Source organism: Lysobacter sp. CA199 (genome assembly GCF_052078715.1).
In the GTDB taxonomy this organism is placed as follows: Bacteria; Pseudomonadota; Gammaproteobacteria; order Xanthomonadales; family Xanthomonadaceae; genus Lysobacter.
This window is the reverse complement of the sequence record NZ_JBQJIL010000005.1, coordinates 347682-362661: the sequence shown is the minus strand read 5'-3', so window position 1 is coordinate 362661 and position 14980 is coordinate 347682. Positions and strand designations below refer to the sequence as shown.

The window sequence follows — 14980 nt, the reverse complement described above, 5'->3', positions numbered from 1 at the left end:
AACTGGTGTTACGGGTTCGCCACGGGCTCCCAACCGCCACCCAGCGCTTTGTACAAATTCACTTCTGCCGTCAACGCATCGCCCTGCAACTGCAACACGGTGAGTTCGGCGTTGAACAGATTGCGCTGCGCGTCAAGTTCGTCCAGGTATGCGGCATAACCTTCGTTGTAACGGTTGTGCGCGATCCGCAACGCGTCGGTCAGCGCCTGTTGCTGGAGCAGGGCCTGTTCGCGCTGTTCGCGCAGACGCTCGATCGCGGCGAGCGCGTCCTCGACTTCGGCGAAGGCGGTCAGCACGGTCTTCTGGTAACCCAGCACGGCCTGATCGCGCCGCGCCGCGCTGGCCCGGGCCTGCGCGCGCAAACGGCCGCCGTTGAACAGCGGCGCCAGCACGCTGCCGCCGACGCTCCACACCCGGATCGGATCGCCATGAAGCACGCTCGACTCCAGGCTGCCCAAGGTGCCGGTCAGCCGCAGCGACGGCAGCAGTTGCGCGCGCGCCGCGGCGAGGCTGGCGTCGCTGGCGGCGATCTGCGCCTCGGCTTGGGCGATGTCGGGACGGCGGCGCAGCAACTGCGAAGGCACGCCGGCCGCGGGCAACGCCGGCGCGGCGATATCGACCAGGGCCTTGCCGCGCGGCAACGCCGCCGGCGCGCGGCCCAGCAGCACCGACAGTGCGTCTTCCTGGCGACGGATCGCCAGTTGCAGCTGCGGCACCACCTGCGCGGTGGCGCGGTATTCGGCCTGGGCCTGGGCCAGCTCCAGACGCGAGGTGTAACCGGTGTCGAAACGGCGCTGCGCCAGCTTGAGCGCGTTTTCGCGCGAGAGCAGGGTGCGCTGGGCGACTTCGAGCCGTGCGTCGCTCGCGCGCAGCCCCAGATACGCCGAAGCCACGCCGGCGGCGACGCTGAGCCGCGCGCTGTCGGCGCCGGTCTGGCTGGCGAGCAGGTTGGCGCGCGCCGCATCGGTCAGGGCGCTCAGCCGGCCCCACAGATCGATTTCGTACGCGGCCTGGAACTGCGGCTGGCTGACGTCGGAGATGGCCGCCCGGCCGGTCGCGGCACTGACGCTGCGCGAACGCGTGGCGGCCCCCGACAGGTCCAGCGTCGGCGCCTGCGCCGCGCCCTGCGCGTCGAGCAGCGCGCGCGCCTCGGCCACGCGCGCGGCGGCCAGGCGCAAGTCGGTGTTGTGCGACAGCGCGGTCTCGACCAGCTCGGCCAGCACCGGATCGTTGTAGCCGCGCCACCAATCGCGCTGCACCGCCACGCCGGCGCCGGGCGCATCGCGCCAGGCCGGCGGCGGTTCGGCCAGTTGCGGCGGCGGCGCGATGCTGACGCAGCCGGCCAACAGGCCCGCCGCGATGGCCAACGCGACGATGGCGGAACGAGCGCGCACCAGGCTCATCGGCGCGGATTCCCGTCGCCCGCAGGCGCGTCGGCTTTGCTTGGCTGCGCCGACGCTGCCGGTGCGGCGACCGGCACTGCCGCATCGCGCGCGGCCGCGGCCGCGGCCGCCTGTTCGTCGCGGCGCACCGCGTCCTCGTCGATCTTGCTCGCGGTGTCGACCGTGGCCTCCACCGACATGCCCGGACGCAGGCGCGCGGCCTGGTCCTGATCGGGATCGATCGAGATGCGCACCGGCAGGCGTTGGGCGACTTTGGTGAAATTGCCGGTGGCGTTGTCGGTCTTGATCACGCTGAACTCCGAACCGGTCGCCGGCGACAGCCGTTCGACCCGGCCGCGCAACACCGCGCCGTCGAGCGCATCGACACGGAACGACGCGGACTGGCCGGCGCGAATCCGCGCGGTCTGCGATTCCTTGAAGTTCGCCACCACCCACACCCGCTGCGGCACCAGTTGCATCAGCTGGGTGCCCGGGGTGACGTACTGGCCCAGGCGCACGCCGATCTCGCCGAGCTGGCCGTCCTGCGGCGCGTGGATGCGGGTATTGGCCAGATCGATCTGGGCCAGATGCAGCGCGGCCTGCGCGTTGGCGACCGCGGCGCCGAGCGCGTCGCGGTTGACGATCACCGATCGCACGTCCTCATCGGCCGAGCGCCGCCCGGCCTGAGCCTGACCCAGGCCGGCTTCGGCCTGGCGCAACGCGGCCAGGGTCTGATCGCGCTCGCGCTGCGACAGCGAGCCGTCGCCGACCAGCGCGTTGGCGCGGCGCATGTCGGCCTGAGCGCGGGCCAGATTGGCCTGCGCGGCCTTGAGCTGCGCGTCGACGTTGGCCACCGCCGCTTCGCGCACGCGCTGGGCCTGGGTTGAATTGGACAGGTTGGCCTGCTGCGCGGCCAGATTGGCGAGGGCCTGATCCACCCGTTGCCGGTAGTTGCGATCGTCCAGTTCGACCAGCACCTGGCCGGCCTTGACGTGCATGTAGTCCTGCACCCGCACCTGGGCGACATAGCCGTCGACCTTCGGCGCGATCACGGTGACGCTGCCGCGCACGTAGGCGTTTTCGGTGGCCTGGCGCGCGCTGGAGAACGGCCACAGCCGCCAGGCGTAGAGAATCAGCAGCACGCCGACGATGGCGATGACGATCACCGGAATGGTGGCTTTGGATTGGAAGGGCGTCTTCAAGGGCATGGGGCGTCCTTCGGATCGGAACGGGCGGGATTCAGAGCGGGCTGGATCAGGAACCGGCGGGAGCCGGTGGCGGGGATTGGATCGCAGCGTCCGTCGTCGGCGCGTCGCGAGCGGGCGTCGAAGCCGGTGGCGCGGCGGGCGGACCGAACGGGCCGGGCACCTGCGAGGCGAAGCTCACCACGGTGTGGCCGCGTCGCCACAGATGCCATTTCAGCAACAGCACCCAGGCCAGCACCACCGCGGCTAGCCACGCCACCATCAGGAACACGTCGTTGTAGGCCAGTACCCAGGATTCGCGGGTGACCTGCTGGCTCAGCGAGGTCAACGCCTGATTGCCGCGCGCCGCGCCGTCGCCGACCACCCGCGCGACCGCGCCGCCGAGCTGCTGGGTGCGCAGCACCACCTGCGGATCGCCCAGGGTGAGTTGCTGCATCAGGTGCTGGTAATGCGCGGTCTGGCGCTGGGCCAGATAGGTGCCCAGCACCGCCGAGCCGAGCAGGCCGCCGAGCGCGTTGGTGGTGCTGAACAACACGATGAAGGTCACCAGGTTGCGCACGCCGTCGGCGACCACCCGCACCAGCGCGAGCAGGATCGAGCTGGCCAGGAACATCGACGCGGCCATCGCGATCAGGGTCTGGGTGAGGTAGAAGTTCGCCGGCCGGGTCAGGTTGGTGGAATGCGAATCAACGTAGGCGCACACCCCGACGATCGCCACCGCGATCAGCCCGAGCATGTCGAAACGCTGGCTGCGCAGGAACGGCAGGGTGACCACGAACCCGGCGACGGTGCCAATCAACACCAGCCAGAACATGGTGTGCATCTGATCGTTGAGCAGGCCCAGCACGTTGAGCAGGCCGACCGCGCCGACCGACTGCTCCGACAGCACCATGCGCGACAGCACGATCGCCAGGCCCAACCGCACCATGTAGCCGCCGTGCAGCAGCCAGCGCAGGTTGACCATCGGCTTGGCGCGATTCATCTCGATCACCACGAACGCGCCCGCGCACAACACAGCCGCCACCAGGCATTCGCCCAGCCACGCCGTGTCGAACCACCAGCGCAGGCGGCCCTGGGTCAGCACCACGCAGACCAGGGCGATCGCCGCGGCGTACAGCGGGAAACTGGCGATGTCCCAGCGATCGAACATGTTCTGGCGCGGCACCGGCGTGACCCGCAGCAGATTGATCGCCGCCAGGCAGGCCAGCGCCAGCCCCAGCTCGAACATCACGATGCCGTGCCACTGCGCGTTGAGCAGCAGGCTCTCGGCGACGATCCGCGAGATCGGCGCGCCGGTCTGCAGGGCCGCGAAGCCGAACATCAGGCCGACGACTTTCTTCGGCCCGGCGAATACCTCGGCCATGTACAGCACGGTCAGCGAACTCAGCGGCGCGGCGGCGATGCCGAGCGCGGCGCGCGCGGCGATCGCCGAGTCCAGATCGTTGGCGAGCAGATGCACGACCGCGGCGACCACGAACAGGCCGATGCCCAGATCGGCGAACAGGCGCAAGCCGTAGTGCAGACGGAACTTGGTCAGCAACAGACTGGCCGGGATGTTGGTGGCGAAATAGGCGGTCAGCAGCCAGGTCGCCTCGGCGCTGGTGGCGCTCAGCGCGCCCTGCACCTGCTGCAGATTCGACGCGACCAGATTCATGCCCAGGCTTTGGGTCAACCCCAGTAGCAGCGAGATCGAGACGAAACCGGCGATGCGCCAGCGCGACATCGGCGCGGGCGCGGCCGGCGGGCCGGGCGGCGCGGTGTCGGCTGGCGGCGAGCCGCCTGCGTCGGGCGCGGCGGCGGGTGGCGTGGGCGCGGTGGCGCCCGTGGCGGCGGGATCGGACATGGCGTTGGCGGCGGTGCTGGCCATGCGAGGCGCGCGGGTCCCGCGTTCGGTTAGCGTTGCGATCGGTTAGTAGGCTACAGCGGGCGGTCAACGATCAAGCGCGCATAAGGCGACTGACCCGTCCGTTTACGTCCGCTTCCCCTGCACGCCATGGTGCGCGATGCGCGTCGTCGGGATGTGACGGCGCGTGCGATGCCGTCATCGTGCGCGTTCGCGCCGAGTAAAGACGATGCGCGATGAAGATTCGCGGCTCCGCGAGCCGTCGCACGTGGTGCGAGCCGTTGCGGCGTGGCCGGCAGCCGATGCAGCGTCGCTGTTGTTTCGCGGGCTGGACGACGCGGCGTCCCGTGCCTGATTCGCTTCGCCCCGGCGCGCTGTCGCGACCTGTGCGTGGCGACGTGACTGTCGTTTCGCGGTCGCGGCTTGCGCCGCTCCTACAGGCGGGCACTGCGTCTGCGCGGTTCGTTTCAAGGGGTAGCAGCGGCGCGAGCCGCGACCGTGAATCCGCGACTACGCCGCAGTTGCAGGCTCACGCCGCGAACCACCGCGCCTACACCCGGCGCCGCCGCGCGCTCAACACCCCGTACAACCCCACCAGCACGATCAACGACACCACGATCGCCGCCCATTGCGCCGCCGTCATCGTCGCCAGAACCGCGGCCATGATCGCCACCGCCAGCAGCGGCATCGGCCAGCTGCCGCCGGGCATGCGGAACGGCTCGCCCGCGCCGCGCAGGTCCAGCGCCTGCGCACGCCAGGCCGCGATCGACACCGCGGCGAACAACAGGCAGATCGCGCCGCCGGAAATCAGCGCCAGGGTTTCGAAATTGCCGATCAACGCCAATGCCAAGGCGATGCCGGCATGCGCGGCCAACGCCACCCGCGGCACGTGGTAACGCGCATCGACACGGCCGAAGGACCGCGGCAGATAACCGTCGCGGCCCAGCGCGAACAGCAGGCGCGAGGACGAGAACAGATTGCCCATCAAAAATCCGGTCATCGACACGCCGGCGGTGATCAGCAACAAGCCGTGCGCGGGCGGCCAGATCGCGCCGGCCGCGTCGGCTACCGGCACGGTGCTGCCGTCCAGGCGCGGACCCAGCAGGCCCTGACAGGCGATCTGGATGCCGATGTAAAGCAGCACCACGACCACGATCGCCGACAAGGTCGCGCGCGGGACGTGGCGCGAGGGGTCGCGTACCTCGCCGGTCGGCACCAGCGCGGTTTCCATGCCCGAGTAGGCGAACACCACCAGCACCATCGACGAGCCCAGCGCGCTCCACGACGGCAACTGGGCGAAGCCCACGTAGTGCCAGTCGACGAAGAACAGGCCGACGCTGGCGAGCAGGAACAACGGCGTGAGCTTCAAGGTCGCCAGCAGCACGATCATGCGCGCGCCGAGTTTGACCCCGAAGGCGTTGAGCGCGAACAGCAACGCATAGGTCGCGGCGATGAACAGTCCGCGCGGTATCGGTTCGCGCAGCGCGTTCCAGGCATTGCCGGCCTGTTCGGCCAGCGCCGCGGCGACGCCGGCGCTCGATGAGGTATTGCAGATCCACATCAACGCGCCGGCCAGGAACCCCGCGAACGGGCCGAATGCGGCGCCGACGAAGGTGTACGGCCCGCCGGTGGCCGAGGCGCGGCTGCCGACGGCCGAGAAGCACAAGGCGATCGGCACGATCGCGATCGCTCCGGCCACGAACACCAGCGGCGCGCTCGCGCCCATGCGTCCCATCAACAACGCCGGCAGCATGAAGATGCCGGCGCCGACGATGATGTTGATGATCGAAGCGCCGAGCTGGAACGGCCCGAGCGCGCGAACCAGGGCGGCCTCGCCTTGCAGGGCCGAAGGCGATGAAGACGGAACGGGCGATGCGGTCATGGCGACTTCCCGGCGGATCGGCCGCAGCCTCGCATGGCCGCTGGGGAAAGGCGAGGTGAGGTGCAGCAAAGGCGACGGGAGTCGCAGTCGCTATTGCTGTCGCCGCTGCTGTTCTCCCGCCGCTGCTGTTCCCCCTTTGAAAAAGAAGGGAACAGCCCTACCGCTTCTCGTCCTCGCGCATGAACTCCACGAACACCCGCAGCTTGGTCGGCAACTGCTTGCGCGCCGGGTAGTACACGTAGAAGCCCGGAAACGGCGGCTGGTACTCCGCCAGCACCTCGACCAGCCGGCCCGCGCGGATGTCCTCGCGCGCGACCGGTTCGAACAACTGGCCCATGCCCAGCCCCGCGCGCGCGGCGTTCAAGATCATCGCGCCATCGTTGACGATCAGCCGGCCCTGGACGTCGACTTCGAAATCGCGGCCGTCCTCGCCGAATTCCCACGGATGCAGGCGCCGGCTGCCCGGCAGTCGCAGGCGGATGCAGTCGTGGCCGACCAGATCGCGCGGCGTGCGCGGCTTGGAATGGCGATCGAAATACGCCGGCGTGGCCACGATCACCTGCCGCTGCGGCCCGCCGATCGGCAGCGCGATCATGTCGCGCGCCAGGCATTCGCCCAGACGGATGCCGGCATCGAAACCGCCCGCAACCAGATCGGCCAAGGTGTCGTCGGCGAACAGCTCGACCTCCAGCTCCGGATAGCGCGCCAGGAACTCGGGCAAGCGCGGTTCGATCAGGATCTTCGCCGCAGTGCGCCCCACGTTGATGCGCAAGCGCCCGGTCGGCCGATGCCGGACCGCGTCGAGATCGTCGAACGCGGCCTCGATCTGGGCCAGGCCCGGACCGATCTGCTCGAGGAAGCGTGCGCCGTGTTCGGTCAGCCCGACCTGCCGGGTGGTGCGGTTGAGCAGCCGCACGCCGAGCTTCCCCTCCAGAGCGCGGACGGTCTGCGACAGCGCCGAGGGCGAGACCTCCAGTTCGGCCGCGGCGCGGGTGAAGCTGCCGAAATGGGCGACGCGGGCGAAGGCCAAAACAGCAGGCAGAGGATGAGCGGCCATGAAGCCTCCGAAGCCAGGACAATCGGTCCGATTATGAAGCAAGTCTTCATAAGTCATTCGAACAACCCCTATTTTTCGATCAATCAAGCCGGCCTAGAGTGCACCCCACGCCCTCACCGGCCGCCGCGGCCCCTCCCCCACCGCCGCGAGCCCGCTCTCCCCCTTCCGATCAGGAGACCCACCCATGAGCCTGTCCCACACCCCGCTTCCGACCCGCCGCCTCGGCCGCAACGGCCCCACCGTCTCGGCCCTGGGCCTGGGTTGCATGGGCATGAGCTTCGCCTACGGCGCCGCCGACGAAACCGAATCGCTGGCCACCCTCGACCGCGCCCTGGAGCTGGGGGTGAACTTCCTCGACACCGCCGACATCTACGGCCCGCACACCAACGAGGACTTGCTCGGCCGCGCTCTGGCCGGCCGCCGCGAGCAGGTGTTCCTGGCGAGCAAGTTCGGCATCGTGTTCGACCCGGCCAACCCGCGCGCGCGCGGCGTCAACGGCCGCCCCGAGTACGTGCGCAGCTCGATCGAAGGCAGCCTGAAGCGCTTGAACACCGATCATCTCGACCTGTACTACCAGCACCGCATCGATGCCGCGGTGCCGATCGAGGAGACCGTCGGCGCGATGGCCGAGCTGGTGCGCGAAGGCAAGGTGCGTTACCTCGGTCTGTCCGAGCCTTCGGCCGAAACGCTCGAGCGCGCGCACGCCGTGCATCCGATCACCGCGGTGCAGAGCGAATACTCGTTGTGGACGCGCGACCCGGAGCACAACGGCGTGTTCGAAACCTGCGAACGCCTGGGCATCGGCTTTGTGCCGTACAGCCCGCTGGGCCGCGGTTTTCTGACCGGCAGCATCACCAGCGCCAGCGAATTGCAGAGCGACGACTTCCGCCTGACCACGCCGCGCTTTCAGGGCGAGAACTTCGCTCACAACCTGGAACTGGCCCAGCACGTCAAGCGCATCGCCGCCGACAAGGGCTGCACGCCGGCGCAGTTGGCTTTGAGCTGGGTGTTGGCGCAGGGCGAACACTTGGTTCCGATCCCCGGCACCAAGCGGCGCAAATACCTGGAAGACAACCTCGGCGCCTTGCAGGTGACCTTGTCGCCCAACGAGCTGACGCAGCTGGACACGCTGTTCCGTCCGGAAGCGGTGGCCGGCGATCGTTACACCGCAGTGGGCATGGCGTTGATCGGACGCTGATGGCCGCTCGACGGGCCGGGGCGCTTGCACCCCGGCCCGTTGTTTTTTGGTTCCGCGGTGCTTGATTCGTTGCCCTCTTTGAAAAAAAGGGACAAGCGCCTTGCGGCGTTACGAAGTCGATCGATGCAGGCGGCGCGGGGGATTTGCTTTTGCCGGATGCGGTTAACTGAAGGCAAAAGCGAATCCCCCAGCCCCCTTTTTCAAAGGGGAGAACAGCAAAAGCGTTGGTGACGACGCCGGGTTAGATCGACCGCATCACCACTGATACCGCACCGTCGCCGTCACCGTGCGCGGATAGCCGTAATAGCACCAGATCGCGCTGTTGCACGCGGTGACGTATTCCTTGTCGCTGAGGTTGCTGGCGTTGAGCTGGAAACGCCAGCTGTCCAGGTCGTAACGCACCGAGGCGTCGAACAAGGTGTACGAAGGCGTCTTCCACTGGTTGTAGATGTCGCCGTAATGATCGCCGGTATAGCGCACGCCCGCGCCGAAACCCAAACCCGACAACGCACCGTAGCCGATGGTGTAATCCGCGCCCAGCGAGGCGATGTTGCGCGGCTGCAGCGCGATCTGCTTGCCCAGCGCGCCGGCGTCGTTGGTGCGCGTCACTTCCGAATCGGTGTAGGTGTAAGCGCCGTACACGCTCAGGCCGTTGCCGAAGTTCCAGCGGCCTTCCAGTTCGGCGCCGCGCACGCGGGTTTCGCCCTGCTGGACCGAGAACAGCGTGTGATTGGGATCGACCGTCAGCGTGTTCTCTTGCTTGATCTCGTACACCGCCAGCGTCGCCAAGACGCGGCCGCTGGCCGGCTGGAATTTCAACCCGGCCTCGATCTGCTCGCCGGTGGTCGGCTTGAAGGATTGGCCGGCGAAGTTCGCCCCGACGGTCGGCTCGAAGGACTGCGACCACGACACGTACGGCGCCCAACCCGAATCGAACAGATAGTTCACGCCCACACGGCCGGAGAACTTGCTGTCGTTCTGGCGTTCGCGCGTCACCGGCGTGGCCAGCAGCTGATCGGTGCGGGTGCGCACGCGATCCTGGCGCCCGGCCGCGGTGATCACCCAACGGTCGATCTTGATCTGGTCCTGCACGTACACGCCGAGTTGCTGCTGGACCTTGTCCTGGCGCGAGGTGTAGGCGGGCTTGACGATCGGCGCGCCATAGACCGGATTGAAGATGTCCAGCGACGGCGCGCCGAACGCGAACGCCGAGGCGTAGTCGCTTTCCAGCCGGCGGTAATCCACGCCGGCCAACAGCGTGTGCTGCCAGGCGCCGGTGTCGAACTTGAGCTCGACGTTGTTGTCCACGGCGAAGGATTTGGAGGTCTCTTCCAGCGGGAAGTAGTAGCGCGTCAACGTGCGCTGATCGGCCTGCAGGCCGAACGCGCCCACGCCGGCGTCGTGATCGACGTCGACCTTGCCGTAACGCAGGTTCTGCCGGAACGTCACTTGGTTGTCGAAGCGGTGGCTGAACTCGTAGCCCACCGATCGCATCGTCTTTACGTAGTCGTTCCAACCCGGTTCGCCGGTGAAACGCTCACGCGGAATCTTGCCGTTCGGATTCGGCAGCAGCGTGCCGTCCGCCGGCAAGAAACCGCCGCCCTGCGCGGTGTCGGCTTTTTGCCAGCGTGCGAGCAAGGTCAGCGAGGTGTCCTCGCTCGGCTTCCAGCTCACCGCGGGCGCGAAGAAATAGCGGTCGTCCTGGACGTAGTCGACGTAGTTGTCGCTGTTGCGCGCCAGACCGGTGAGCCGATAGAACCATTGCCCGCTGGAGCCGAGCGGGCCGCCGAAATCGAACGCGGCCTGGCGCAGATCGTAATTGCCGACAGTGAATTCGACTTCATGCAGCGGCTCGGTGGTCGGCCGCTTGCTGACCATGTTGACCAGGCCGCCCGGCGGCATCGCGCCGTAGGCCACCGAGGACGGCCCCTTGAGCACGTCCAGCCGCTCCAGACCGTAGGGCTCGATGCGGGTGCCACCGGTCCACACGCCGTCGGTGAGGGTCAACCCGTCCATGTAGCGCGCCGGACTGAAGCCGCGCACCAGCAGCCAATCGCTGCGGGTGTCCTGGCCGTAACCGCCGCCCTGTGCGCCGGCGGTGTACCACACCGCTTCCTCGATGCCCTGGATGCCGCGATCGCGCATCTGCTGCGCGGTGATCACCGACACCGATTGCGGCACTTCGATCAGCGGCGTATCGGTCTTGGTGACGGTCTGGCTGCGCTTGGCGATCGGCGCGCGGACCTGGACATTGTCGAGGGTGGTGGCGTCATCGGCTTCGGCCGCATGGGCGGCCGGGACGGCGATCAGCAGCGGCAGGCCGAGCAGGGCGCGGCGGATCGCGCGGCCGAGCGAGCGCGGGGTCGAAGCGTTGGGCGACATGGAGGAGCCTGGGCTGAAGCGGAGAAAGGGAGCGATCGCGGCCGCGAACGTCGCCAGCAAACGATAACCATTCTCATCCTATGGCCCGAATGGCCCGCCCGCAAATCCGCCGCTGCCGAAGCCCCTGTAGGAGCGGCGCGAGCCGCGACTGCGAAACCGCACATACGATGCAACTGCGGCGTCGCGGTCGCGGCTCGCGCCGCTCCTACAAAGGGCTTCGGCCGGCTCGACGCCGCGCTCAGGCTCGACGCCACGAGCCACGCATGGCCACATACGGACAAGCGATATCGCCACGTACCGATACCGCTTAGCATCGCCTCCTAGCTATCAGCCGTGGAGCACGCGATGTCCGGGTCCGACCGTCTGCCGCTTTCGTTGTCCGCGTGGGCCCTGTGCCTGGCCGCGCTGCCCTCGATCGGCGCCGCACAAACCGCCGATCCGGCCCAGACCGCTCAAGCCGCACAGCGCGTGCAACCGCAGGTCGTGGCCTGGCGCCGCGATATCCACCAGCATCCCGAACTGGGCCAGCACGAAGTGCGCACGGCCAAGCTGATCGCCGACCAGTTGCGCAAACTCGGCCTGCAACCGCGCACCGGCATCGCCCACACCGGCGTGACCGCGGTGCTCAAAGGCGGCAAGCCCGGGCCGAAGATCGCGATCCGCGCCGACATGGACGCGCTGCCGGTGACCGAGCCGGCCGGGCTGCCGTTCGCGTCGAAGGTCACCGCCGATTACCGCGGTCAGCCGGTCGGGGTGATGCACGCCTGCGGCCACGACGCCCACGTGGCGATCCTGCTCGGCGTGGCGACCGCGCTGGCGGCGCAGAAGGATCAATTGCCAGGCGAGGTGATGTTCGTGTTCCAGCCGGCCGAGGAAGGTCCGCCCACGCCGGGCGAATCCTTCGGCGCCAAGCTGATGCTCGAACAGGGTGTATTCAAGGATTTCAAACCCGAGGCCGTGTTCGGCCTGCACGTATGGGCCGGTTTGAATGTCGGCCAGGTCGGCTATCGCAGCGGCCCGATGTTGGCCAGCGCCGACGAGTGGAGCTTGACCGTGCGCGGCAAGCAGACCCACGGTTCGCGGCCCTGGGACGGGGTCGACCCGATCACCGTCGGCGCGCAGATCCTGCTCGCCAGCCAGAGCCTGATCGCGCGACAGATCAACATCGCTGCCACGCCGGTGGTGCTGACCGCCGGCCAGTTCAACAGCGGCGTGCGCTTCAACATCATTCCCGACGAAGCCAAGCTGGTCGGCACCCTTCGCACCTTCGATCCCGCCGTGCGCGAGGACGTGATCGCGCGCCTGCGCCGCACCGCCCAGGACTACGCCCATGCCGCCGGCGCCAGCGCTGAGTTGCAGGTGGTCAACAACGCGCCGGCCACGATCAACGACGCGGCGCTGACCCGCCGCGTCTTGCCCTCGCTGCAGCGCGCGGCCGGCGAGAGCAACGTCGGCGAATCGGGCCTGGTCACCGTGGCCGAGGATTTCTCGCAGTTCGCCAACACCGTGCCGGGGTTTTATTTCTTCGTCGGCTCGACCGCCAAGGGCAGCGACCCGGCCAAGGCGCCGATCAATCATTCGCCGAATTTCGTCCTCGACGAAGGCGCATTGGAAGTGGGCACCCAGACGATGCTGCAGGTCGCGCTGGACTACCTGCACGGGCCCTGAGGCATGGACGAACACACGCCCAAGCGCGCCACCCCGACCGCGAACGGCATCGGCAACGCGGCCGATCCGTCCGCCGCCGCCGCCGCGGCCAGTCCGCAGCGCCTGAGCGGCGAGGTGCGCGAATTGGATCGCAAGATGCAGACCCTCCGGCGATCCGGGCGCCATGGCGGCCCCGTGCAATTCACGGTGTACCGGTTCCGCCTGGACCACCTGCGCCTGGCCTTCTATGAGCCTGTGGACTCGACCGACACCACGCAGCCGCCGTTGAGCGAAGGCGACCGCGTCGAGCTGGTCGCGCAACACTACGCGGGGAAGCGGCCCGACCCGGAAGGGCGCGGCGACGACGGCGCGGTCGCGGCCCTGCATAACCTGGAAAGCGACCGGCGCTACGTCTGCCACAGCATCTTCCGCTGGCTGATCCTGGACCTCGCGCCGGTCGGCTACACCCCACGCATGCTGCGCGAAGCGCTGTACTGGAGCCTGGTGCTGTCGCTGCTGGGCTGCGCGGGAGTGGCCGGACTGAGCCTGGCCGTGTCGCCATCCACACCGTGGCCGCTGGTGCTGGGCGACTGCGCGAAACTGGTCGCGTTCTTCAACGCAGTGATCTGGATACCGGTGGCGGTGCTGCAGCTGCGCTGGCGCCTGGGCCGGCCGACCCGGCGTCAGGTCCATACCGAACGGGTCTATGCCGCGCTCGGATTCGGCTCGCCGCTGCGTCCGGCGCCGGGGCTGATCGAGCTGTAGATCGAGCTGTACATCGGGTGTCCGATCGCGGCGGCCGTGGTGCCTGCCGGATCACTGGTGCTGGAGTAGTCCGATCGTCCAATCGGCCCGAACCGGTCCGATCAGACCCGGCCGCATCGGCTAGCATCGGGACTTTCCCGCCGGAGCCCGCCGATGCGTCCCTTGTTCGCCGCCATGACCTGCGTCCTGTTCGTCGCTTCGCCCGCCGTTCTGGCGCAATCGGGCGAACGTCCCGAGGTGGCCTCCGCCGCTGCCAAGGTCAAGGCCGACGTGGTCGCCTGGCGCCGCGATTTCCATCAGCACCCGGAACTGTCCAACCGCGAGGAACGCACCTCGGCCAAGGTCGCCGAGCACCTGCGCAAACTCGGGCTCAAGCCGCTGACCGGCATCGCCAAACACGGCGTGGTCGCGATCATCGAAGGCGGCAAGCCCGGTCCGAAGATCGCCCTGCGCGCCGACATGGACGCGCTGCCGGTGACCGAACAGGTCGATCTGCCGTTCGCCTCCAAGGTCACCACCAGCTTTCGCGGCGAAACCGTCGGGGTCATGCACGCCTGCGGCCACGATGCGCACACCGGCATCCTGCTCGGCATCGCCGACGCGCTGGTGGCGATGAAGAAGGACCTGCCCGGCCAGGTGATGCTGGTGTTCCAGCCGGCCGAGGAAGGCGCGCCGTCGGGCGAGGAAGGCGGCGCGGCGCTGATGCTCAAGCAAGGCCTGTTCAAGGACTTCAAGCCCGAAGCCATGTTCGGCCTGCATGTGTTCTCGACCCTGCCGGCCGGCCAGCTCGGCGTGCGCCAGGGGCCGCTGATGGCCGCCTCGGACCGCTTCAGCATCAAGATCAAAGGCCGCCAGACCCATGGCTCGTCGCCGTGGGGCGGCATCGACCCGATCGTCGCCGCGGCCGACATGATCGGCACCGCGCAGACCATCGTCAGCCGCCGCACCAACATCGCCAAACTGCCGGCGGTAGTCACCTTCGGCTCGATCAAGGGCGGCATCCGCTACAACATCATTCCCGACGAAGTGGAACTCACCGGCACCATCCGCACCTTCGACGAAGGCATGCGCGCGGCGATCTTCAAGGACCTCAAGAACGTCGCCGAGCACGTCAGCGCCGCGCACGGCGCGCGCGCCGAATCGCAGGTGCCCGAACCCGACAGCAATCCGGTCACCTACAACGACCCGGCGCTGACCGCGCGGATGCTGCCCAGCCTGAAAGCGGTGGCCGGCGAGAACAACGTGATCGAAATGCCGCTGGTGATGGGCGCGGAGGATTTCTCGTTCTACGCCAAGGAAGTCCCGGCGATGTTCTTCTTCGTCGGCGCGACCGAACCGGGCGTGGAGATCTCCAGCGCGCCCAGCAACCACTCGCCCAAGTTCAAGCTCGACGAAAGTTCGCTCGATATCGGTCTGCGCGCGATGTTGCAGGTCACGTTGGATTATTTGAACGGGAATAAGGCGGGTTGAGCCACGGGTTGGCGGCGGCGCGGTGCAGGCGACGGCGCGACCTCGGCGCGACAGCGTAATCGCGGAGTCGTGGTCGCGGCTTGCGCCGCTCCTACAGGGCTGGTCGTGACATCAATGCAAACGGCAGGAGCAGCGCAAGCCGCGACCGC

Annotated in this window: 10 protein-coding genes; 4 read left to right on the top strand and 6 right to left on the bottom strand. The window is 68.4% G+C overall.

Features of this window, described 5'->3' with window-relative positions:
• Positions 1 to 8 precede the first annotated feature (8 nt).
• From ACTOWJ_RS11115 to ACTOWJ_RS11095, 5 genes are all read right to left on the bottom strand, one after another.
• Complete coding sequence (locus tag ACTOWJ_RS11115; protein WP_441334669.1) at positions 9 to 1403, bottom strand: efflux transporter outer membrane subunit; 1395 nt, start codon at positions 1401 to 1403, stop codon at positions 9 to 11.
• Entirely contained in the window at positions 1400 to 2590 is a 1191-nt protein-coding gene (locus ACTOWJ_RS11110) for an HlyD family secretion protein (protein WP_441334668.1), read from the bottom strand. Before ACTOWJ_RS11110 ends, ACTOWJ_RS11115 begins: the two co-directional genes overlap by 4 nt.
• Before the next feature lie 46 nt (positions 2591 to 2636).
• On the bottom strand, positions 2637 to 4454 hold the full coding sequence (locus tag ACTOWJ_RS11105; RefSeq protein ID WP_441334667.1) for an MFS transporter: 1818 nt from the start codon (positions 4452 to 4454) through the stop codon (positions 2637 to 2639).
• A gap of 526 nt (positions 4455 to 4980) precedes the next feature.
• Entirely contained in the window at positions 4981 to 6312 is a 1332-nt protein-coding gene (locus ACTOWJ_RS11100; RefSeq protein ID WP_441334666.1) for an APC family permease, read from the bottom strand.
• 157 nt (positions 6313 to 6469) lie between these two features.
• Positions 6470 to 7369: a LysR family transcriptional regulator gene (locus ACTOWJ_RS11095; RefSeq protein WP_441334665.1), complete on the bottom strand. Its 900-nt coding sequence runs from the start codon at positions 7367 to 7369 to the stop codon at positions 6470 to 6472.
• A 184-nt stretch (positions 7370 to 7553) separates the two neighbouring features.
• Between ACTOWJ_RS11095 and ACTOWJ_RS11090 the strand changes: the two genes are divergently transcribed.
• Positions 7554 to 8567 (top strand): aldo/keto reductase, encoded by a 1014-nt coding sequence (locus ACTOWJ_RS11090; protein WP_441334664.1) that lies wholly within the window; start codon positions 7554 to 7556, stop codon positions 8565 to 8567.
• Between the two features lie 255 nt (positions 8568 to 8822).
• Here ACTOWJ_RS11090 and ACTOWJ_RS11085 read toward each other — a convergent pair whose 3' ends face one another.
• Positions 8823 to 10949, bottom strand: a complete 2127-nt coding sequence (locus ACTOWJ_RS11085) for a TonB-dependent siderophore receptor (protein WP_441334663.1) — start codon at positions 10947 to 10949, stop codon at positions 8823 to 8825.
• 345 nt (positions 10950 to 11294) lie between these two features.
• On the opposite strand from ACTOWJ_RS11085, the gene ACTOWJ_RS11080 reads away from it, so the two are divergent.
• The 3 genes from ACTOWJ_RS11080 (at position 11295) to ACTOWJ_RS11070 (ending at position 14831) form a co-directional block, all read left to right on the top strand.
• Positions 11295 to 12617 carry an amidohydrolase gene (locus tag ACTOWJ_RS11080; RefSeq protein WP_441334662.1) on the top strand — a complete coding sequence of 441 codons (1323 nt, stop codon included), beginning with the start codon at positions 11295 to 11297 and terminating at the stop codon, positions 12615 to 12617.
• 3 nt (positions 12618 to 12620) lie between these two features.
• A complete protein-coding gene (locus ACTOWJ_RS11075; RefSeq protein ID WP_441334661.1) occupies positions 12621 to 13361 on the top strand; it encodes a hypothetical protein in 741 nt (246 codons plus the stop codon).
• A gap of 153 nt (positions 13362 to 13514) precedes the next feature.
• Entirely contained in the window at positions 13515 to 14831 is a 1317-nt protein-coding gene (locus ACTOWJ_RS11070; RefSeq protein WP_441334660.1) for an amidohydrolase, read from the top strand.
• Positions 14832 to 14980: the final 149 nt, after the last annotated feature.

Excerpts from the sequence above, each read along its gene's own strand:
- ACTOWJ_RS11110 (WP_441334668.1), bottom strand. The coding sequence starts at position 2,590 with ATGCCCTTGAAGACGCCCTTCCAATCCAAAGCCACCATTCCGGTGATC.
- ACTOWJ_RS11115 (WP_441334669.1), bottom strand. The coding sequence starts at position 1,403 with ATGAGCCTGGTGCGCGCTCGTTCCGCCATCGTCGCGTTGGCCATCGCG.
- ACTOWJ_RS11075 (WP_441334661.1), top strand. The coding sequence starts at position 12,621 with ATGGACGAACACACGCCCAAGCGCGCCACCCCGACCGCGAACGGCATC.
- ACTOWJ_RS11070 (WP_441334660.1), top strand. The coding sequence starts at position 13,515 with ATGCGTCCCTTGTTCGCCGCCATGACCTGCGTCCTGTTCGTCGCTTCG.
- ACTOWJ_RS11090 (WP_441334664.1), top strand. The coding sequence starts at position 7,554 with ATGAGCCTGTCCCACACCCCGCTTCCGACCCGCCGCCTCGGCCGCAAC.
- ACTOWJ_RS11085 (WP_441334663.1), bottom strand. The coding sequence starts at position 10,949 with ATGTCGCCCAACGCTTCGACCCCGCGCTCGCTCGGCCGCGCGATCCGC.
- ACTOWJ_RS11095 (WP_441334665.1), bottom strand. The coding sequence starts at position 7,369 with ATGGCCGCTCATCCTCTGCCTGCTGTTTTGGCCTTCGCCCGCGTCGCC.
- ACTOWJ_RS11100 (WP_441334666.1), bottom strand. The coding sequence starts at position 6,312 with ATGACCGCATCGCCCGTTCCGTCTTCATCGCCTTCGGCCCTGCAAGGC.
- ACTOWJ_RS11105 (WP_441334667.1), bottom strand. The coding sequence starts at position 4,454 with ATGGCCAGCACCGCCGCCAACGCCATGTCCGATCCCGCCGCCACGGGC.
- ACTOWJ_RS11080 (WP_441334662.1), top strand. The coding sequence starts at position 11,295 with ATGTCCGGGTCCGACCGTCTGCCGCTTTCGTTGTCCGCGTGGGCCCTG.